General features: G+C 65.9%; 18 protein-coding genes. 11 read left to right on the top strand and 7 right to left on the bottom strand.

Annotated elements, in window-relative coordinates; all coding sequences use genetic code 11:
- The first annotated feature begins 149 nt into the window (after nucleotides 1-149).
- The 5 genes from AVCA_RS04795 to AVCA_RS04775 all read left to right on the top strand — a co-directional run bounded on the left by AVCA_RS04795 (nucleotide 150) and on the right by AVCA_RS04775 (nucleotide 6,854).
- Entirely contained in the window at nucleotides 150-2,039 is a 1,890-nt protein-coding gene (locus AVCA_RS04795; protein ID WP_012699720.1) for a propionyl-CoA synthetase, read from the top strand.
- Between the two features lie 710 nt (nucleotides 2,040-2,749).
- Nucleotides 2,750-4,120: an OprD family outer membrane porin gene (locus AVCA_RS04790; protein WP_012699718.1), complete on the top strand. Its 1,371-nt coding sequence runs from the start codon at nucleotides 2,750-2,752 to the stop codon at nucleotides 4,118-4,120.
- A gap of 386 nt (nucleotides 4,121-4,506) precedes the next feature.
- Nucleotides 4,507-5,586, top strand: coding sequence for a tonB-system energizer ExbB (gene exbB / locus AVCA_RS04785; RefSeq protein ID WP_012699717.1), 1,080 nt, complete (start codon nucleotides 4,507-4,509; stop codon nucleotides 5,584-5,586).
- Nucleotides 5,587-5,589: 3 nt separating this feature from the next.
- Complete coding sequence (gene exbD, locus AVCA_RS04780; protein WP_012699716.1) at nucleotides 5,590-6,015, top strand: TonB system transport protein ExbD; 426 nt, start codon at nucleotides 5,590-5,592, stop codon at nucleotides 6,013-6,015.
- Nucleotides 6,012-6,854: an energy transducer TonB gene (locus AVCA_RS04775; protein WP_012699715.1), complete on the top strand. Its 843-nt coding sequence runs from the start codon at nucleotides 6,012-6,014 to the stop codon at nucleotides 6,852-6,854. The genes exbD and AVCA_RS04775 overlap by 4 nt, the downstream gene beginning before the upstream one ends.
- Before the next feature lie 269 nt (nucleotides 6,855-7,123).
- Here the strand turns inward: AVCA_RS04775 and AVCA_RS04770 are convergent, their stop codons facing one another.
- Nucleotides 7,124-8,602: an inorganic phosphate transporter gene (locus AVCA_RS04770; RefSeq protein WP_012699714.1), complete on the bottom strand. Its 1,479-nt coding sequence runs from the start codon at nucleotides 8,600-8,602 to the stop codon at nucleotides 7,124-7,126.
- 241 nt (nucleotides 8,603-8,843) lie between these two features.
- Here AVCA_RS04770 and AVCA_RS04765 point away from each other — a divergent pair, with 241 nt between their 5' ends.
- From AVCA_RS04765 to AVCA_RS04755, 3 genes are all read left to right on the top strand, one after another.
- Nucleotides 8,844-10,310 (top strand): DUF4118 domain-containing protein, encoded by a 1,467-nt coding sequence (locus AVCA_RS04765; RefSeq protein WP_012699713.1) that lies wholly within the window; start codon nucleotides 8,844-8,846, stop codon nucleotides 10,308-10,310.
- Entirely contained in the window at nucleotides 10,307-10,996 is a 690-nt protein-coding gene (locus tag AVCA_RS04760; protein ID WP_012699712.1) for a response regulator, read from the top strand. Before AVCA_RS04765 ends, AVCA_RS04760 begins: the two co-directional genes overlap by 4 nt.
- 172 nt (nucleotides 10,997-11,168) lie before the next feature.
- Entirely contained in the window at nucleotides 11,169-12,173 is a 1,005-nt protein-coding gene (locus tag AVCA_RS04755) for a TerC family protein (RefSeq protein WP_012699711.1), read from the top strand.
- Between the two features lie 57 nt (nucleotides 12,174-12,230).
- On the opposite strand, the gene AVCA_RS04750 is transcribed toward AVCA_RS04755, so the two are convergent.
- From AVCA_RS04750 to AVCA_RS04725, 6 genes are read right to left on the bottom strand one after another with little or no spacing between them, the layout of a single operon-like run.
- Nucleotides 12,231-12,689 (bottom strand): ferritin-like domain-containing protein, encoded by a 459-nt coding sequence (locus tag AVCA_RS04750; RefSeq protein ID WP_012699710.1) that lies wholly within the window; start codon nucleotides 12,687-12,689, stop codon nucleotides 12,231-12,233.
- 9 nt (nucleotides 12,690-12,698) lie between these two features.
- Nucleotides 12,699-12,983 carry a ferredoxin family protein gene (locus AVCA_RS04745; protein WP_012699709.1) on the bottom strand — a complete coding sequence of 95 codons (285 nt, stop codon included), beginning with the start codon at nucleotides 12,981-12,983 and terminating at the stop codon, nucleotides 12,699-12,701.
- An 11-nt stretch (nucleotides 12,984-12,994) separates the two neighbouring features.
- Entirely contained in the window at nucleotides 12,995-14,293 is a 1,299-nt protein-coding gene (locus AVCA_RS04740) for an FAD-dependent oxidoreductase (protein WP_012699708.1), read from the bottom strand.
- Between the two features lie 12 nt (nucleotides 14,294-14,305).
- Nucleotides 14,306-15,388 (bottom strand): electron transfer flavoprotein subunit alpha/FixB family protein, encoded by a 1,083-nt coding sequence (locus tag AVCA_RS04735; protein WP_012699707.1) that lies wholly within the window; start codon nucleotides 15,386-15,388, stop codon nucleotides 14,306-14,308.
- A gap of 11 nt (nucleotides 15,389-15,399) precedes the next feature.
- Entirely contained in the window at nucleotides 15,400-16,245 is an 846-nt protein-coding gene (locus AVCA_RS04730) for an electron transfer flavoprotein subunit beta/FixA family protein (protein ID WP_012699706.1), read from the bottom strand.
- A gap of 32 nt (nucleotides 16,246-16,277) precedes the next feature.
- The gene (locus tag AVCA_RS04725) at nucleotides 16,278-16,496 is read right to left on the bottom strand and encodes a 4Fe-4S binding protein (protein ID WP_012699705.1); all 219 of its coding nucleotides are present in this window, start codon (nucleotides 16,494-16,496) and stop codon (nucleotides 16,278-16,280) included.
- A 360-nt stretch (nucleotides 16,497-16,856) separates the two neighbouring features.
- On the opposite strand from AVCA_RS04725, the gene AVCA_RS04720 reads away from it, so the two are divergent.
- From AVCA_RS04720 to AVCA_RS04710, 3 genes are all read left to right on the top strand, one after another.
- Complete coding sequence (locus tag AVCA_RS04720) at nucleotides 16,857-18,551, top strand: cation:proton antiporter domain-containing protein (protein ID WP_012699704.1); 1,695 nt, start codon at nucleotides 16,857-16,859, stop codon at nucleotides 18,549-18,551.
- Between the two features lie 115 nt (nucleotides 18,552-18,666).
- Entirely contained in the window at nucleotides 18,667-19,251 is a 585-nt protein-coding gene (locus tag AVCA_RS04715; protein ID WP_012699703.1) for an RNA polymerase sigma factor, read from the top strand.
- Complete coding sequence (locus AVCA_RS04710; RefSeq protein ID WP_072432548.1) at nucleotides 19,248-20,297, top strand: FecR family protein; 1,050 nt, start codon at nucleotides 19,248-19,250, stop codon at nucleotides 20,295-20,297. The genes AVCA_RS04715 and AVCA_RS04710 overlap by 4 nt, the downstream gene beginning before the upstream one ends.
- Nucleotides 20,298-20,323: the final 26 nt, after the last annotated feature.

The following is a 20,323-nucleotide window of genomic DNA, read 5'->3' as shown; positions in this document are numbered from 1 at the left end:
CCCCGGACCACCGTCCGGGACGCCGCCCCATCTCCGCCGGCCGAGTCGCCGCCGTCGCAGCGAAAGGCCTCGTCCGCTCCGACCCGCTACGGTCGCGGTTCCCGTGCACTCGCCGTTCTCCCCAATAACAACAATAGAGAGCCGAAAAGATGAACTATCAGCACTACCATGAACGCTCCATCGCCGATCCCGCCGGTTTCTGGGCCGAACAGGCGCAGGCCGTGCGCTGGTTCCGCCAGCCGACGGAAATTCTCCGCGCCCTGGCGGACGGCACGCACCAGTGGTTCGCCGACGGCCGGTTGAACAGTTGCTATCTGGCCCTGGATCATCAGATCGAACAGGGCCGTGGCGAGCAGACGGCCCTGATCCACGACTCGCCGGTCACCGGCGGCAAGGCCCGCTACAGCTACCGCGAACTGCGCGACGAAGTGGCGCGCCTGGCCGGCGCCCTGCGCGAGCTGGGCGTGGAAAAGGGCGACCGGGTCATCATCTACATGCCGATGGTGCCGCAAGCGGCCATGGCCATGCTCGCCTGCGCGCGGATCGGCGCGGTGCACTCGGTGGTGTTCGGCGGCTTCGCCCCTCACGAACTGGCGCTGCGCATCGACGACGCCCGGCCCAAACTGCTGCTCACCGCGTCCTGCGGCCTGGAGTTCGACCGGGTCATCGAATACAAACCGCTGGTCGACAAGGCCCTGGAACTGGCCAGCCACCAGCCCGGGCACGTACTGGTGCTGCAACGGCCACAAGCGAGCGCCGCGCTGCTCCCAGGGCGCGACCTGGACTGGCAGGCCAGGGTCCCGCTGGCCGCGCCGGTGGAGCCCGTGCCCCTGGACAGCGGCGATCCGCTGTACATCATGTACACCTCCGGCACCACCGGAAAACCCAAGGGCGTCGTGCGCGACAACGGCGGCAACGCGGTGGCCCTGAGCTTCGCCATGCGCCATGTCTACGCCATGCGGGCCGGCGACGTCTGGTGGGGCATCTCCGACGTCGGCTGGGTGGTCGGCCATTCGCTGATCGTCTACGGCCCGCTGATGAACGGATGCACCAGCATCCTCTACGAAGGCAAGCCGGTCCGCACGCCCGACGCCGGCGCCTACTGGCGGGTGATCGAGGAATACGGCGTCAACGGCCTGTTCTGCGCGCCGACGGCGATCCGCGCCATGCGCAAGGAAGATCCTTCGGGCGAACTGAGCGGGCGCCACGACCTGGGCTCGCTGCGGCACCTGTTCCTGGCCGGCGAGAAGCTCGATTCGAGCACCCACCGGTGGCTGGAGGAACTGACCGGGAAGCCGGTGCACGACCACTGGTGGCAGACCGAGACCGGCTGGCCGGTCACCGCTCCCTGCGCCGGGCTGGAGGGCCACACCGCACGCCACGGTTCGAGCAACCGCCCGGTGCCCGGCTATCGCGTCCAGGTGATGGACGAACAGGGTCACCTGCTCGGAGCGAACCGGCAGGGCTCGATCGTCATCGCCCTGCCCCTGCCGCCGGGCTGCGCGCAGACCCTGTGGAACGACCACGAGCGCTATCTGCGCTCTTATCTGAGCTCCTATCCCGGCTACTACCACACCGGCGACGGCGGCTACCTGGACGACGAGGGCTTCGTCTACATCATGGGCCGCACCGACGACGTGATAAACGTGGCCGGCCACCGCCTCTCCACCGGAGAAATGGAAGACCTGGTGGCCCGGCATCCGGCGGTGGCCGAATGCGCGGTGATCGGCATCCCCGACGCGATCAAGGGACAGGTGCCGCTGGGCCTGATCGTCCTCAAGGACGGCAGCCGAATCCGCGAGGAGCAACTGCAGCGGGAGTTGACCGCCTCGATCCGCGAGCAGATCGGCGCGCTGGCCTGCTTCCAGCGGATAGCGACGGTCAAGCGCCTGCCGAAGACCCGTTCGGGCAAAATCCTCCGGGCGGTGCTGCGCAAGATCGCCAACGGCGAGGAGGTGGCCACGCCCATGACCATCGACGATCCGGCGATACTCGGGGAAATCGGCGCCGCCCTGGCGTTGTACACGCGCGCCAGTTGAAGCCGATCCGGCCCCTTCCGGCCCCCGTGGCGCTGCCGGAGCCCTTTCCGGGCTCCGGCAGCGCCGGCAAGACGCTCGGACCTTTTCCACGCAAGGCTGCCCAGCCAGCGGGCCATCCCACCGGGCGTTCGCCCTTCGCAGCGGTATTTTCCATATCGACGCCAAATGCAACCTCTGATTGTTGCACTCGAGTACAAGGTCAAGTTCGCAATTTTCTATTTTATCAATATATAGAAATATTTAGATTCATTTAGGTTTTATGACAATAAAAAGAAGAACCATCGATCGAAACCGTTGCCGGGCCGCTGCGCGGGGAACTCCCGGTCAGTGTCGATGCGACCCGAGTCGGTCTCGGAGCACGCCGCCTCGCGGAAGGGAACATGGGTGAAAACAACGGCTGCTCCACCCCGCCGGATCACCTGTGCCAAAGCCATCGCATCTCGAACACGAGCTCAGGCGTGCAAACAGCGAAAGCCCTTTCGAGCCGACGATTCATTTGCATTCGAACGCGTCAGGACCGGCCCCGCGCATCGGGGACGCGGCCGGCCAATATGCACATGAGTTTCCGACGGGGCGTCGTATGCCCGTGCAAGCAGGTCGATCCTTCATGAAGCGCCAAACATCGTTATTTCTTATATACGGGAGAAAGCGATAAGCAGTCGTGGAAAATGCTCCGGCATGTTTTCCGGCGACGCTTTCGCACAGCGGACATGAACCGATCGTTTTCCAATCTGAGTCTATTGCTGGCCATCGCCGGTGGATCGTTCGTCGAAGAGGCGAGCGCGGAGTTCCTGAAGGACAGCAAGGCCACGCTCACCCTGCGCAACTACTACATCAATCAGGACACCCGCAACAAAGCGGATTCTCCCCGGCTCGATGAATGGGGGCAGGGATTCCTGCTCGACTTCCAGTCCGGCTATACCGAAGGCGCGCTGGGCTTCGGCCTGGATGTGCTGGGTACCTATGCCATCCGCCTGGACAGCGGCAGCCACGCGGGCAAAGCGGATGCCGACCGGGCACCGGGCACCAGCGGCACTTTCCCGCTGGAGAGCAACGGCAAGTCGAAGCGCGACTTCGGCCGTGTCGGCGTGACCGGCAAGATGCGCTACTCGCAAACCGAACTGCACGTGGGCACCCTGCGGCCCAAGCTGCCGGTGGTGATCTACAACGACGGCCGCCTGCTGCCGCAAACCTACGAGGGCTACCAGATCACCTCCAGGGAAATAAAGGATCTGACCTTCATCGCCGGCAAGCTCGAACACTCCACCGAGCGAAACTCCAGCAACAGCGACAGCCTGTCCATCCAGGGCTCGAACAATCGCAAGACGGGGCAGTTCAGCAACCAGTTCCTGTATGGCGGTTTCGATTACAAACTCAACAAGGACCTGGTCCTCAGCTATTACTTCGGCAAACTGCAGGACTTCTACGAGCAGCACTTCGTCGGCCTGATCCACAACTGGGCATTGCCGGTCGGCTCCCTGAAGACCGACCTGCGCTACTACGACAGTTCCTCCACGGGCGCCAACGCCTCCGCCTCCGGCCGGGCCGACGGCTATCGCGCGCAGGGCTGGTGGTCCGGCAACGACTCCGACCGCTACGAAGTGGACAACAAGCTGTGGAGCGCCCTGTTCACCTACAGCCTGGCCGGGCACGCGATCAAGGCCGGCTATCAGAAAGTCACCGGCCACAGCGACTTCCCCAGCCTCGCTCCTGACTCAGGCACCGGCCGCTCGCTCTACCTGATCACCAATACCAACATCCAGGCGGCGAAATTCGCCAGCGCCGGCGAACAGACCTGGGTGGTCGGCTATGCCTACGATTTCGCCCGGATCGGCATGCCCGGCCTGACGTTCAGCACCACCTACTACAATGGCACCGACATCGACGACACCGTCAATGGCCGGCGGGGCAACAGCGAGGAATGGGCGCGCGACATCAACCTGGGCTACAAGGTGCAGAGCGGCCCGCTCAAGGGCCTGGGCATCGACTGGCGCAACGGCACCTGGCGCGGCAACGATTCGGGCACCGTCGATCGCGACGAGAACCGCGTGATGGTGAGCTACAACATCCCCCTGCTCTGACTGCCCGGGCCCGCAAGCCTGCCTTTCTCGACGCCTTGCTCGCCGATCGCCAGGGTTTCCGGCGACGCGGGCAAACCCGGTATCCCCACTGGAGGATACCGGTCGCCTTCTGCCCACGAAGCGGCGTCCGTCCCGGACCTCGCCGCCGGCGAGCCAGAGCGGTCCGCTGCGTCAACATGGCGCAGCCCGATCGGCCGATCGTGAAGACAAGAGTGATTATCCTTTGTATCCATTTTCCTGTTATGAGGTTAGGATAATTGCCTAACAAATCGCCAAGGTGACGGCCAGGCCCGCGATCCTTATCCATAATAAGGCTGAAGCGGCCCTTCCCTTGGTGGCTCCGACTATCCTGGCAGCGACACTGCCCTCACTCAGATATCCGGCCCATGTACCCTATCCTTTCCAGCGCCCAGCCAACCCGATCAGTCCCACGCCGTCGTCTGCCCGCCGCCCTGCTGCTCTGCAGCCTGCTGCTGGCGCCCGCCATCCAGGCCGTCGAATCGACGTCCGGCGCGGCGACGACGCCCAATGCGACGGCGCCCGGCACCTCTCCAGCCTCCACCGCCGCGTCTCCTTCCGCAGCGGCAACGCCGCCTGCCGCGGGCGCTCCGGCGCTGCCTGCGACCGACGCGCCGACCGATCCGGCTACAGCGGCCGCGGGCCAGCCCGCCGGCGAAGCCGGTGCCGCCGCGCCGGCCGACGCCAGCTCGGCAGCCGTCCCCGGCGAGGCGGAGGAGCCGGCCGAGTCCGGTCTGGCCCACGACCTGTCGCCCTGGGGCATGTACCAGAACGCCGACATCGTGGTGAAAGGCGTGATGATCGGCCTGCTGCTGGCTTCGGTGGTCACCTGGACCATCTGGATGGCCAAGGGGCTCGAACTGCTCGGCGCGCGCCGTCGCCTGCAGCGGTCGCTGGCCGACATCAAGGGCCTGCGGACCCTCGATCAGGCCTCCGCGCTGCCGAGCGGCGAGAACTGCCTCAGGGCCAAGTTGATCGCCGACGCCCGCGAAGAACTGCAGCTTTCCGCCGGCACCATCGACAAGGACGGCATCAAGGAGCGCGTCAGCTTCCGTCTCGAACGCCTGGTCGCCGAATGCGGCCGCAAGATGAGCGTAGGTACCGGCGTACTCGCCACCATCGGCTCCACCTCGCCGTTCGTCGGCCTGTTCGGTACCGTCTGGGGCATCATGAACAGCTTCATCGGCATCGCCAAATCGCAGACCACCAACCTCGCGGTGGTCGCCCCCGGCATCGCCGAGGCCCTGCTGGCCACCGCCATCGGCCTGGTCGCGGCGATCCCCGCGGTCATCATCTACAACGTCTTCGCCCGTTCCATCGCCGCCTACAAGGCGCAGGTCGCCAACCTCTCGTCCGAGGTGCTGCTGCTGGTCAGCCGCGATCTTGACCAGCCGTCGAACGTCCGTCAGAGTCCGGCGCCGGTATCGCTCAGGGCGGCAGTGGAGTAAGCCATGGGAATGCACATGAACGAGGGGGGGGATGACCTCCAGGAAGCCCACGACATCAATGTCACCCCCTTTATCGACGTCATGCTGGTGCTCCTGATCATCTTCATGGTCGCCGCCCCGCTGGCCACCGTGGACGTCAAGGTCGACCTGCCCGCCTCGACCGCGCAGCCGACGCCACGCCCGGACCAGCCGATCTACCTGAGCATCAAGAAGGATCACAGTCTCTATATCGGCAACGACAGGGTGGAGCCGGACCTGCTCGGCAACACGCTCGACCAGCAGACCAAGGGCGACAAGGAAGAAACCATCTTCGTCCGTGGCGACGAGGACGTGGAATATGGCCAACTGATGGAGGTCATGGATCTGTTGCGTACCGCCGGCTACCTGAAGATCGGGCTGGTCGGCCTCGAGACAGTGGGCAAGCCATGAGCGAACAACTGCGTGTTCTGCCGCGCTGGGGCCTGTGCCTGCTGCTGGTGCTCGGCCTGCACGTCGGCATAGCGCTCTGGTCGCTGTACTGGCGGCCGGAGAGCAAGCCGATCCAGTTGGCGCCGCCGCCACCGGCCATGATGGTGGACCTGGCGCCCGCCGCCGCTCCTGCCGCGGCAGCGGCTGCGGCGGCCGCACCACCGCCCCCGACGGCGGAGCCAGAGCCGGAACCGGAAGCGCAACCCGACATGCTGGCGCAGGCGAAGCCGATCGAGGCGCCCAAGCCCAAGCTGGCCCTGCCGCCGCCCAAGCCCAAGCAGAAAGAAAAACCCAAGCCGAAACCCAAGACCGAGGCCAAGCGGGAGCAGAAAAAGCCCGACCCCAAGCAGGAACAGAAGCAAGAGCAGAAGCAGGACGCCGAGCCGCAGCAACAGGTCGCCCAGAGCCAGGCGCAAGGCAACGCGGCCGCCGCCGGGGCATCGAACGCCGCGGACAGCAACGCGAAGCCGGCCGGTCAGATGGGCACCCCCGGGTCGTCGAACGCGATGCCGACCTGGCAGGGCATCCTGCGCGCGCACCTGAGCCGTTACAAGCGCTACCCGCCGGAGTCTCGCCGCCGCGGCGACGAAGGCACCGTCACCCTGCGCTTCAAGATCGACGGCCAGGGCCGGCTGCTGTCCTACGAGTTGGTCGCCCGCTCGGGCAGGATCGCCCTGGATCAGGCCACCCTGCAGATGATCCGCCGTGCCGAGCCGCTACCGCCCCCACCAGCGGAGCTGCTGACCAACGGCACCCTGGAAGTGGTGGCGCCCTTCGCCTATTCGCTGCGCGACCGCTGATCGCCAACCGCCGCCCCGCCGGGGCGGCGCGATGGCCCCTCCTTCGAAATCCCCCTCTCCCGATCGTCCCGGCCAACACCGGAAAAGCGGAATCCCGGAGCGGACCGCCCCGCATCGCCCCTGCGCGTGAGGCAGGCAAGGCAGCAGGCACCTTGGCGCCGGGACGTCCATATCCGCAACCGACACAGGCCGGCCCCCTTGCCTGCGCGCGGCATCGCCGTAGGCCGTGGCGGACCGGCCCGTTCCTGCCGGTCCCCCCGGAGCGCGGGTCAGTTGCCGATGAACAGGTAATTGGCGAGCAGATACAGACCTGCGGCCAGTCCCATCGCCGCCGGCAGGGTCATCACCCAGGCGAGGAGAATGCTCCCCACCGTGCCGCCCTGCAGGCCGCTCCGGTTGGCGACCATGCTACCCGCCACGCCGGACGACAGCACATGGGTCGTCGAGACCGGCAGGCTGTAGAGGTTGGCCAAGCCGATGGCCATGGCGGCCGTGACCTGGGCGCTCATGCCCTGCGCATAGGTCATACCCTCCTTGCCGATCTTCTCGCCCACGGTCAGAACGACGCGCCGCCAGCCGATCATGGTTCCCAGGCCCAGGGCCATGGCCACCGCCATCACCACCCAGAACGGCGCGTACTCGGTCGTCGCCCGCAGATCCTTGCGCAGCTTCTCCAGATCCCTCTTCTCCGCCGCCGACAGTTCCTCCAGCTTGCCGACCTTGCGCGCCGAGTCGTCCAGGCAGAGCAGATAGCGGCGAATGTCGACCCGCATCTGCTCCGGCAGCTCCGCATAGACCCGCGCCCCGTCCAGGGCCGCCATCAGGGCTTCCAGGGTGACCTCGGTCTGCTTGGGATCGCAGCGGTACTTCTCCGGCAGGTCGGTGCCGTTGCCCTTGCCGAGCGCCAGGTATTCCGCGAGCGATCCGGCATTGCGCTGGTAGAAGTCGCGCAGATGCACGGCCGCGTCGCGCGTCCGGTCGAGTTCGTAGGCCGTGCTGTCCAGGTTGAGGGCGAAGTGCGCGGGCACTATCCCGATCAGTACCAGCATGATCAAGCCGATGCCCTTCTGGCCGTCGTTCGAACCATGCACGAAGCTCACGCCCATGGCCGACAGGACCAGGATCAGGCGGTTCCAGAACGGTGGATGCTTCTTGCCTATCTGCGCCTTGCGCTGCTGTGGGGAGCTATGCATGGAGGAGCGCGGCTTCCACAGCTTCAGGCCGAGGAAGATCGAGCCGGCGACCAGGAAACCCGCCAGCGGCGAGAACAGCAGTGAAATGCCGATATCGGCGGCCTTCTGCCAGTTGACGCCTTCGGAGACCGTCACATCGGTCAACAGCGTATTGGCCAGGCCCACGCCGAGGATCGAGCCGATCAGGGTATGCGAACTCGAGGCCGGGATGCCGAAATACCAGGTGCCCAGGTTCCAGACGATGGCGGCGGCCAGCAGCGAGAAGACCATGGCCAGCCCGCGGCCGGTGTTCACGTCGATGAGCAGCTCGACGGGGAGCAGGTGCACGATGGCATAAGCCACGCCGACACCGCCCAGCAGAACGCCGAGGAAGTTGAACACCCCGGATGCGAAGACCGCCAGATAGGGCGGCATGGCCTTGGTGTAGATCACCGTCGCCACCGCGTTCGCGGTGTCGTGGAAGCCGTTGATGAATTCGAAGGCCAGAACGAAGGTCAGCGCCACGGCCAGACCGACGAGCAGCCAGCCGTCCAACTCAAGCAAAAGGTCAAGCATGTGAGGGAGCTCAGGAAAGGGGGCGGCATTGTCACAAAACTTTCAAGAAGACCCCAAACACATCCTGCCGAATCACCTTCTCACACACCCGCGCAACGATGTCCTGCCCTCTTCGAGACCTGGAGTTCACGCTCGCCCGATGACGAAAGACGAACTGTAACTGGTCGTTTTTTATACCGTTTTTATTCCGCTCCCGATAGGATGTCCCGTCTTCGAGACCCCGGGGTAAGACCAGGCCACCGTGACACTGCATAAACTCCTGCCCGCCATCCTGGTCAGCGTCGGCCTCACCCTGCTCATGCTACCGCTGCAGGAAGCTATCGACCTCTCCAACACGGCGCTGCTCTACGTACTGGCCGTCGTCGTCATCGGCAGCCACTACGGCCGCGGCCCGGCCATCGCCACGGCCTTGCTGAGCGCCCTGCTCTACGCCCACGTCTTCGTTCCGCCGCTGTTTTCCCTGGCGATCACCGAGGTCCAGTACCTGCTGGCTGCGGTGGTCATGCTGGTGGTAGCCCTGTTGGTCGGGCATCTCACCGCCTCCCTGAAGGGCCAGGCCGAGCAGGTGCAGGCCCGGGAAACCCAGACCCATGCCCTGTACGATCTGGCCCGCCACCTGACCGCTGCGCAGAAGCCGACCGAAGTGGAGGAGATAGCCAGCCGCTTCCTCCGCACCGCGCTGCAGGCCGAACATACCCGCATCCTGCCGGAAAGCGCCCTGGCCGCGCCGCCGGCCCCGCTCACCGCAGCGCTGCTGCAGTCGGCCCTCGCCAGCCGCCATCCCCTGATGAGCGCCGGCAGCGACCCGCAGCACACGCTGGCCCTGGTCCCGCTGATCGCCAGCGGCCCGCAGCACGTGCTGGCCTGCGAACTGCCGGCGACCCAGGCAGGCAGCGATGCGACCCGCACCTTCCTGGAAACCGCCTCGTCGGTGCTGACCGTCGCCCTGGAGCGCACCCACTTCGCCGAGATCGCCCGGGAAACCGAACTGCGCCGAGCCGCCGAGTCCCTGCGCAGCTCCATCCTCTCCGCGCTGTCCCACGACCTGCGCACGCCGCTGACGGTGATGGTCGGACTGGCCGACACCCTGGCCCTCGGCAAGGCCTCGCCGGAGCGCCAGAAGAACATGCTGAACGCCCTGCGCAATCAGGCCCTGTCGATCAACCAGTTGGTCACCAACCTGCTCGACATGGCCCGCCTGCGCTCCGGCAACATCGAACTGAACGAGGCCTGGCAGCCGATCGACGAAGTCATCGGCGCCACCCTGCGCCAGGTCCGCACCCAGTGGAAGGACCGGGAGATCACCCTGGACATCCCGCTGGGCCTGCCGCCGCTGTGCTTCGATGCGGTGCTGGTGGAGCGAGTGCTGTGGAACCTCCTGGAAAACGCCATCAAGTACTCGCCGGCCGATACCCCGGTGGAGCTGGTGGTACGCCGTTTCGGCGACTGGCTGGACGTGATGGTCTGCGACTGGGGCCCCGGACTGCCGCCCGAGGGCGCCGAGGAGCTGTTCGGCCTGTTCCGCCGTGGCCAGACCGAGTCCAATATCCCTGGAGTCGGCCTCGGGCTGGCTATCGCCCGCAGTATCGCCGAGGCCCATGGCGGCCAGGTACTGGCGGAAAACCGCATGGGCGGCGGCGCCTGTTTCCGCCTGCGCCTGCCGCTGGGCAGCGCGCCTACCCTGAGCGACTTGAAGGACGAGACATGAGCGAAACCCCGACCATCCTGCTGGTGGAGGACGACCCGCAGATCCGCGAACTGGTGGCCGCCACCCTGGAAGGCGAAGGCTACACCATCATCGAGGCCGGTACCGCCGCCCAGGGCGCGGTGGAAGCCGGCGCCCGCAAGCCGGACCTGCTGATCCTCGACCTGGGCCTGCCGGACCGCAACGGCATCAACTTCATCCGCGACTACCGGATCTGGTCCGCGGTGCCCATCCTGGTGCTCTCCGCCCGCTCCCAGGAAATCAGCAAGGTCACCGCCCTGGATGCCGGCGCCGACGACTACCTGACCAAGCCCTTCGGGGTTTCCGAGTTGCTGGCGCGGGTGCGTGCCCTGCTGCGCCGCAACCCTTCGGAGCGGGAACAACTGGAGCCGATCATCGAGTTCGGCGAGTGCCGGATCGACTGCGTGCACCGCGCGGTCACCCGTGCCGGCGAACCCCTGCATCTGACCGACATCCAGTACCGCCTGCTGATCCTGCTGGCCTCCAACCCCGGCCGGGTGCTCACCCACCGGCAACTGCTGCTGCAGATCTGGGGCAGCCACGCGCTGGAAAACAATCAGTACCTGCGGATCTACGTGGGCCATCTGCGGCAGAAGATCGAGCGTATCCCGGCCCAGCCGCGGCACATCATCACCGAGATCGGCGTCGGCTACCGCTTCGAGCCCTGAACTCCAGCGGAGCACGCCGCCTGGCGCTCCGAAAAAGCTTGCAACGGCTTCGGGCTTGAGTCCTGCGCGCCGGATCACTAGCCTGAATACGTGACGCCGGGCCCCTCTGACGGCTGCCGCCGCCATGTCGGAGTCACCGATCCTTCAACTTCGACATTGCAAGGAGGGGCTTATGGACGCTTTCATGGCGTTTGCCTCGACCGCTTTTCTCGGTACACCCACTTGGCTGTGGCTGCTGTTCATCGGCATCGTCGTCGCGCTGCTGACCTTCGACCTCGGCGTGCTGCACCGCGACCATCATGAAATCGGCGTGAAGGAAAGCCTGCTGCTGTCGGCCGGCTACATCAGCGCGGGGCTGCTGTTCGGCCTGCTGGTCTGGCACTGGAAGGGAGCGGACGCGAGTCTCGAATACTACACCGGCTTTTTGATCGAGAAGTCGCTGTCGATGGACAACGTGTTCGTCATGGCGATGATCTTCGGCTACCTGGCCATTCCCCGCAAATACCAGCATGAAGTGCTGTTCTGGGGCATCCTCGGCGTGATCGTGCTGCGTGCGCTGATGATCGGCCTGGGCGCCGCGCTGATCACCCAGTTCCACTGGATCCTTTACGTGTTCGGCCTGTTCCTGCTGCTGACCGGCCTGAGAATGCTGTTTTCCAGAGTCGATGACGAACAGAACATGGAAAACAACAAGTTCGTCCGGTTCCTGCGCAGCCACCTGCGGGTGACCGACCAGTTGCACGACGGGCGCTTCCTCGTCCGCCAGCCCAACGCCAGCGGCAAAAGCGTGATCTGGGCCACCCCGCTCCTGCTGGCACTGATCCTGATCGAGTGTGCCGACGTGGTGTTCGCGGTGGACAGCGTGCCGGCGATCTTCGCCATCACCCTGGACCCCTTCATCGTCTACACCTCGAACATCTTCGCCGTCCTCGGCCTGCGGGCGCTGTACTTCGCCCTGGCGGCGCTGATCCACCGCTTCGCCTACCTGAAGTACGCCCTGGCCCTGGTGCTGGTGTTCATCGGCGCCAAAATCTTCCTGGTCAACATCATCGGCAAGATCCCGGCCGGCATCTCGCTCGGCGTCACCTTCGGCCTGTTGCTCGGCGGCGTCCTGGTGTCCCTGTGGAAGACCCGCAACCAGCCGGTGCTCGAGGACCCCGGCAAGCCACTCCACTGACGAACCGGCCGGCAGGAGCGGTTCGAACCGCTCCTGCCGGCCGAGTCCGAAACGACTTCAGTTCTTGGCCGAGCGGCTCCGCCAGGCTTCCAACTGGGCCACGTGTTCGGCCTCCTCCTCGGCGAAAGCCTCGGCCATGCGCTTCACTTCCGGGTCCGGGGTCCTCTCGGCGATGGCCCGGTAGTAGTCGCAACTGCGACGCTCGCCGTCCAGGGCCAGGTCCAGGGCGCCGGACACGTCCATGAAACCATCCGCGCCGGCCCAGGCGGCCGCTTCGGGACTCGTCCCTTCGGGCCATTCGTAGGCATCGGGGGCCAGCTTCGGCAGGTCGTGAAAACCGCCACGCTGCATGGCCTCCTTCAGGTGCAGGCGGGAATAGTGCGCCATCTGCCGGAAGAATTCGGCCACCTCCGTGCTGCCGAGGCTCTGCATGGCCTCGGCCAGTTCCTCATAGCGGCGCGCCGACTCCTTCTCCAACTGGATGGCGTGGGCCAGAAAAAGCTGGATATCGTTCATTGTCATCCCTCAACCGAACTTGAACAGGATTCCGAATCCGCCCCTGGGCCATTCCCACTCCAGGTTGCCGCTGTCCTGGCAAATGATCCTGCAGGTTCCGCACTCCAGGCAGCCGTCGGTCACCAGGGTGACCTTGCCGTTGGTTTCGCGGGTGTAGCAACCGGCCGGACAGCAGACGGTGCACTGCTTTTCCAGACATTCGGTGCAATGGTCGGGGTCCTTGATCCTGATGTGCGGCCGGCCGGAGTCGACCCGATAACGATCCTGGAACAGCTTTTCTTCGATCTTCGACATGGGCTTTCTCCTTACTCGACGGCACGCCAGAACTTGAAGGCATCGCCGATCAGCCCGAACAGCGAACGTGAGGCGATGAAGCTTTTCTTGATTTCCTTTTCCTTGGTTTTCTTGTCCACGCCATCGACCCGGATAAGGGTCTGCGCGGCCCTGGAGAGCAGGTCCGGATAGGTGGTGAAGAACTGCTTGTTCTTGTGGAAGATCTCCGGCATGCGCCGGTACTTCTTCAGGTCCTTCATGACGAAGCTGTCGTCCAGCTTCTTCTTGTACTCGGCCAGGTTGGCGGCGCTGAAGGGCTTGTCCGCGGCCCGCAGCTCGACCAGGGTCTGGGCCGCCAGCATGCCGGTGGTCATGGCCAGGTTGGAGCCTTCGCGATGGATGCCGTTGACGAACTGGCCGGCGTCGCCGGCGATCATCCAGCCGTCGCCGTATACCTGGGGAATGGCGTTGTAGCCGCCTTCGGGGATCAGGTGGGCGGCGTACTCCTTCATCTCGCTGCCGGCGATCAAGGGCGCGATGGAGGGGTGGGTCTTCATCCGGTCCAGCAGCTCATAGGGGGAGATCTTCTGCTGCTTGAAGTCGGACAGCATGCAGCCGACCCCCAGGGTGATCGACTCCTTGTTGGTGTAGAGGAAGCCGGTGCCCATCATGCCGGCGCTGATCTTGCCGGCCATCTCGATGGCCACGCCTTCCTCTTCGCCGATGTTGAAGCGCGCCTCGATGGTTTCCTGGGGCAGGAAATGGATTTCCTTCACCGCCAGGGCCACGTTCTCGGGCTTGATCTCCGGCTGGAAGCCGGCCTTCACCGCCAGGCGCGAGTTCACCCCGTCGGCCAGGATCACCGCGTCGGCACGGACTTCGCCGCCCTGGCGATCGGTGCGCACGCCCACCACCTTGCCACCCTCGATCAGCAGATCGGTGACGGTGGTTTCGCAGATGGTCAGCACGCCGGCCTCGCGGGCCTTCTTGTTGAACCACTGGTCGAAATGCACGCGGATGATGGTGTAGCGGTTGTAGGGCGGCTTGTTGAAGTCCTCCGAACGGTAGTGGGTACCGACGTAGGAAGCGTCGTCCATCACCCACACGCGCTGCTCGATCAGGTGCCGCTCCAGGGGCGCGTCGTCGCGGAAGTCGGGAATGATCTTCTCGATGGCGTCGGCATAGAGGATGGCGCCCTGCACGTTCTTCGAACCGGGGGTTTCGCCCCGCTCGATCTGCAGCACCTTGAGCCCCCCCTTGGCCAGGGTGTATGCGGCGGCGTTACCGGCCATGCCGGCGCCGACCACGATCACGTCGAATCTTTCAGCCATGATGTTCTCCTGTCAGCCGGCTTTTTTCAGTTGTCCCAGACGGGCCTTGAAAGCTTCGGTCAGTGCCGGCAGGACGGTGATGGCGTTACCGACGATGCCGTAGTGGGCGAAATCGAAGATGGGTGCGTTGGGATCGGTGTTGATGGCGATGATCACGTCCGCCCCGTCCATGCCCACCCGGTGCTGGATGGCGCCGGAGATGCCGGCGGCGATGTACAGCTTGGGCCGCACGGTCTTGCCGGACTGGCCGACCTGGCGGTCCAGCTCGGCCCAACCGGCCTGGACGATGGGGCGCGAGGCGCCCACTTCGGCGCCGAGGACCTTGGCCAGGTCCCAGACCAGCTGGAAATTCTCCTGGTTGCGCAGCCCACGGCCGCCGGCGACGATGATGTCGGCGAAAGGCAGGTTGGGCTTGTCGCGGGTATCGTCGGGAATGAACTCCAGCACCTTGGTGATGATGTCGGTCTCGATCATCGAGAACGGCACCTCGATGATCTCGCCGCTGCGGCTGGCGTCGGGCTCCGGCATGGCCATCACCCGCGGCCGCACGGTGGCCATCTGCGGCCGGTGGCGCTGGGTGAGGATGGTGCACAGCAGGGAACCGCCGAAAGTCGGACGGGTGGAGGCCAGGTTGCGGGTTTCCGTGTCGATCACCAGTTCGGTGCAGTCGGCCACCAGGCCGGTGCCCAGGGTGGTGGCCACCGAGCCGGCCAGGTCGCGGCCCAGGGTGGTGGCGCCGAGCATGAGGATTTCCGGCTGGTAGCTGTTGACCAGGTCAGTGAGCGCCTTGGTGTAGGGCTCGTTGCGGTAGTCCCGCAGGATTTCGTGCTGCAGCAGATAAGCCTTGTCGGCACCATGCTGGAAGGCTTCGCCGCAGATTTCCTTGCCGCGCTCGCCGGGGCCGCAGATGACCACACCGTAGAGCTCGACGCCCAGGGCGTCGGCCAGCTTGCGGCCCTCGCCCAGGAGTTCCCAGGAAACCGGGTGCACCACGCCGCGCTCGCTTTCGATGCAGACCCAGACGTGACGGTAATCGACGAAGCGCGGGTCCAGTTCGACCTTCTTCTTCGTCGGCTTTTTCGGTTGTTCGCTCATGTGTTCGCTCCTCAGACCGCCCGCTTGGCGATTTCCTGTTCCAAGTTGGGATGCTGGGTGAACAGCTTGGCCAGCGCGGCCTCGGCCAGATTCTTCGGATCGCTGTCGTGGCTTTCGATGAGTTCGGCGCGCTTGCTGCGGGGCTTGGGCGCGAAGACCTTGCTGACCACCGTGGGGCTGCCCTTGAGGCCGATCATCTCCACCGTATCGATGCCGGCGGCCACGCGGTCCCAGACCTTGAGTTCGTGGCGCGCGGCGCGAAACAGGTCGTCCAGATCGCCGAAACGCATTTCATTGGTGCCTTCCAGCATGGTGATCAGGCAGGGAAGGGAGGTCTCGAGCAACTGCACGCCGCCTTCGGCGCGACGCTCCACCTGGATTTCCTTCTTCGCGGTGTCGACGTCGACGATCCTGGACACATAGGTGAGCAACTGGTAGTCCAAGCGCTTGGCGATGCCCGGCCCGACCTGGGCGGTGTCGCCGTCGATGGTCTGCTTGCCGGTGAAGATCAGGTCCACCGGCATGTCTTCCATGATCTTGCGGATGACGGCGCTGAGGGCATAGGAAGTGGCCAGGGTGTCGGAGCCGGCGAAGGCCCGGTCCGACACCAGGATGGCGTCGTCGGCGCCGAAGGACAGGCACTTGCGTAGCGCCGCCTCGGCCATGGGCGGGCCCATGGTGACCACGGTGACCGTGCCGCCGAACTTATCCTTGAGGCGCAGGGCCTCCTCCAGGGCGAACAGGTCATAAGGGTTGATGATCGCCGGGACACCCTGGCGCATGATGGTGTTGGTGACCGGGTGAACCCGGATCTGGGCCGAGTCCGGCACCTGCTTGATACAGACGACGCTGTGCATGGGATGGCACTCCGATAAGGGGGTGACGGGGCTCAGAGGGCTTGGTAGCGCGGTACGCTCTTGTCGATGCGAATGCAATCGACCGGGCAGTTCGACACGCACTGGGGTTCGTCGTGGTCGCCCACGCATTCGGTGCACAGTTCGCTCTTGATGGCGTAGACGCCGTTCTTTTCATGGATGGCGTCGTTCGGGCACTCGGACTCGCAGGCAGCGCAGGCAGTGCATTCGGAACCGTTGATCTTGTAGGGCATGGGAAATCTCCTGATGAGCTATCGGCTAATTGGCTGACAGTGAAACTGCAACAGCCGTACCACACCCGAAACAGAGGATTTTTATATAAAATAAATATAAAAATCCTTTAAAATCATTCAGATAAAAATTGTTCTCTTTATGCGTGATGTGCCCGGCGCACATTGCTTTTAGTAGTGTTTGCCGCAAATAAAAACGTACTTCCGGACCGGGCGGATAAATCGGGATACAGAAACAGAGCCAGCGAGGGCAGGCAACCACCGATCAATCCGTTATGGTGTCGCTACACTTTATCGCCCCGCATATCCAAGGAGCCCGTATGCCCGACCATTTCCCCGTCGTGACCGGCAGGGAGCATCCCCATGCCGCATAGCCTTCCCCTGATCACCACCCTGGCCACTGCGTTCGGCCTGGCCCTGGTGCTGGGTGTCCTCGCCGCCCGCCTCCGGCTGCCGGCCCTGGTCGGCTACCTGCTGGCCGGCATCATCCTCGGCCCCTTCACCCCGGGCTTCGTGGCCGATACCCATCTCGGCCACGAACTCGCCGAGATCGGCGTGATGCTGCTGATGTTCGGCGTCGGCCTGCACTTCTCCCTCGACGACCTCCTGGAAGTGCGCAAGATCGCCCTGCCGGGCGCCATGCTGCAGATCGCCGTGGCCACCGCCCTCGGCGCCGTCGTCGCCATCAGTTGGGGCTGGAGCCTCGGCGGTGCGCTGGTGTTCGGCCTGGCGCTGTCGGTGGCGAGCACCGTGGTGCTACTCAGAACCCTGGAGGCGCACGGCGTCCTCGAATCCCTGAACGGGCGCATCGCGGTCGGCTGGCTGGTGGTCGAGGACCTCGCCATGGTGCTGGTGCTGGTGCTGCTGCCGCCGCTGTCCGGCTGGCTGGGCGGTACGACCGCGGAGGGCGCGGACGGCAACCTGTGGGGCACCCTCGCCCTCACCCTGCTCAAGGTATCGGCCTTCATCGCCCTGATGCTGGTGGGCGGCCGCCGGGTGTTCCCCAAGCTGCTCTGGCTGGTCGCCGCCACCGGCTCGCGGGAACTGTTCACCCTGTGCATCGTCGCCGCCGCGGTGAGCATCGCCTACGGAGCGGCCGAACTGTTCGGCGTATCCTTCGCCCTGGGGGCCTTCTTCGCCGGCATGGTGCTGCGCGAATCCGAGTTCAGCCACCGCGCCGCCGAGGAGTCGCTGCCGCTGCGCGAGGCCTTCGCCGTGCTGTTCTTCGTCTCGGTGGGCATGCTCTTCGACCCGCGGGTGCTGGTCGAGCAACCGCTGCAGGTACTGGCCGTGGTCGGCATCATCGTGGTCGGCAAGTCGATCGCCGCCGCCGCCCTGGTCCTGCTCCTGCGCTACCCGCTGAACACCGCGCTGATCGTGTCGGCGAGCCTGGCGCAGATCGGCGAGTTCTCCTTCATCCTGGCCGGACTCGGGGTGAGCCTGGGCCTGCTGCCGGTGGAAGGCCAGAGCCTGATCCTCGCCGGCGCGCTGATCTCGATCGCCATCAACCCGGTGGTGTTCAAGACCGCCGAGCCGCTGCAGGCCTGGCTGGACTCGCACTCCAAGCTGGCGCGGCGGCTGGAACATCCCGTCGATCCGCTGGCCGAACTGCCGATGAGCACCCACGAACGCTACCTGTCCGGCCAGGTCGTGCTGGTCGGCTACGGTCGCGTCGGCCGGCGCATCGCCAAGGCTCTGGCCGAACGCGACATCCCCTACGTGGTGGCCGAGCAGAACCGCGAACTGGTCGAACGCCTGCGCGCCGACGGCGGCGCCGCCGTCTCGGGCGACGCCACGGACCCGGCGGTGCTGATCCAGGCGCACATCGCCCGCGCCAGCATGCTGGTGGTGGCCATCCCCGACACCTTCAACGCGCGGCAGATGATCACCACCGCCCGCACCCTCAACCCGACGATCGAGACGGTGCTGCGCACCCACAACGAGGAAGAGGCCGAGTTGCTGGAACGGGAAGCCGCCGGAAAAGTCTTCCTCGGCGAAAACGAGCTGGCCAACGGCATGGCCCAGCACGTGCTGAAGCGCTACGGGAAAGTCCACTGAGTGCAGGGGTCGGGACGCCGGCGCCGCCGGCCGTCCGGCGGCGCATGGCTACCCTCGGAAGATGATAGGAATTATCATCTTCTCCCGCCCTTGCCGAGCCGCGTCGTTCCCGCCGATGTCCGATCACGATTCCCCTGCCGACCTCGATCCGGCGGCCGCGCCGGCGCCGGGCGAGGAGCAGGACTTCCTGCGGGTCTTCCTGGCCCAGCGCGAGCGGATGGAGGCCCTGGTCAGCCGGCGGGTCGGCTGCCGCGCCACGGCGGCGGACCTCATCCAGGACCTGTTTCTGCGCTTCTGGAAACGGCCCATGAGGCAACTCGACGAGCCCGGCACCTACCTGCTGCGCAGCGCACGCAACCTGGCCATCGACCATCTGCGCGGCGAAGGCAAGCGCAACCGCTCGCTGGACAGCCTGGGGCCGGAGCACGACGGCGCGACCGCCTCGCTCGAGACGGCGCTGCAGGCCGGCGACGAACTGCGCCTGGTCGAGGCCGCGCTGCGCGGCCTGCCGGAGCGCACCCGTCACATCTTCCTGCTCAACCGCATCCACGGACGCACCTACGGCGAGATCGCCAGGGCCATGGGACTGTCCCAAAGCGCCGTGGAAAAACATATGATGCGTGCCCTAGATACCTGCAAGGCGGCTCTCGAAGCAACGCCCGACAGCCGCGGCGCCACGCCAGGGAACGACCGTCGATGACTTCACCACCCACCTCCGCCGCATCCACCGTCCAGGAACGGGAAGCCTGGCGCTGGCTCGTGCGACGGCACACCCCGCCGGGCCACGAAAGGCCGGGCCGCGACAGGCCGGGCTGCGACGAACGGGCCTTCGAGCGCTGGCTGGCCGCCGATCCCCGGCATCCGGAAGCCTACGCCAGGGCGGAGGCGGTATGGATCTGCAGCGCCGCGCCCGCCGCCCGGCTGGCCGAGGAAGAGTCGGCCGCCCTCGCCGGCTATCTGGCGCGCATGGACGCACCCGCCAGCCGACGTCGCGGCCCGGCCTCGCGTGGCCCGGCCTTTCGTGGCCCGGCCTGGACGCTGGCCATGGCCGCCTGCCTGCTGCTGGTGCTCTGGACCGGCGGCTGGTGGCAGCCGCAGCGCTGGCTCGGCGACCTGCGCGCCGACTACGTCTCGGCGCCCGGCCAGATCCGCGAACTGACCCTGACCGACGGCTCGCACCTGGTGCTGGACAGCGACAGCGCCCTGGCGCTGCGTTTCGACGGACGCGAACGGCGGGTCGAGCTGCTGCGCGGCGGCGCCGTCTTCAAGGTGGCGCACAATGGCCAGCCCTTCGTGGTCGGTGCCGAAGGCGGCGAGGCGCGGGTGCTGGGCACCGAGTTCGAAGTCCGCCGCCTGCGCCGGGAGACCCGCGTCACCGTCGCCACGGGTCGGGTGGCGGTACGCGCCGACGAAACCGCCGAGCTGCCGCAGGCGGTGCTGCACGCCGGACAGCGAGTGGCCTTCGCCGACGGCCGCCTGACGGCTCCCGAGGCGGTCGACAGCGGCGCCGTCCTGGCCTGGCGCCAGGGTTGGCTGGCCTTCTACCAGACGCCGCTGAGCGAGGTGCTGGAGCGCCTCGGCGACTACTATCCCGGCCGCATCCTGCTGCTCGACGACGATCTGGCGGCACGCCGCGTGACCGGCTCCTTCCCCAGCGCCGACCCGCACGCGGTCCTCGACTCGCTGCAGGCGGTACTCGGCTTCCGGCAGCGCGAACTGCTCGGGCGGGTGATCGTCATCCACTGAATCGAGCAACCTCGATTTTTTTTCAT

This window comes from Azotobacter vinelandii CA (assembly GCF_000380335.1).
GTDB classification, from domain to species: domain Bacteria; phylum Pseudomonadota; class Gammaproteobacteria; order Pseudomonadales; family Pseudomonadaceae; genus Azotobacter; species Azotobacter vinelandii.
The sequence above is the reverse complement of the archived record's forward strand: the minus strand, read 5'-3'. Positions and strand labels throughout refer to the sequence as shown.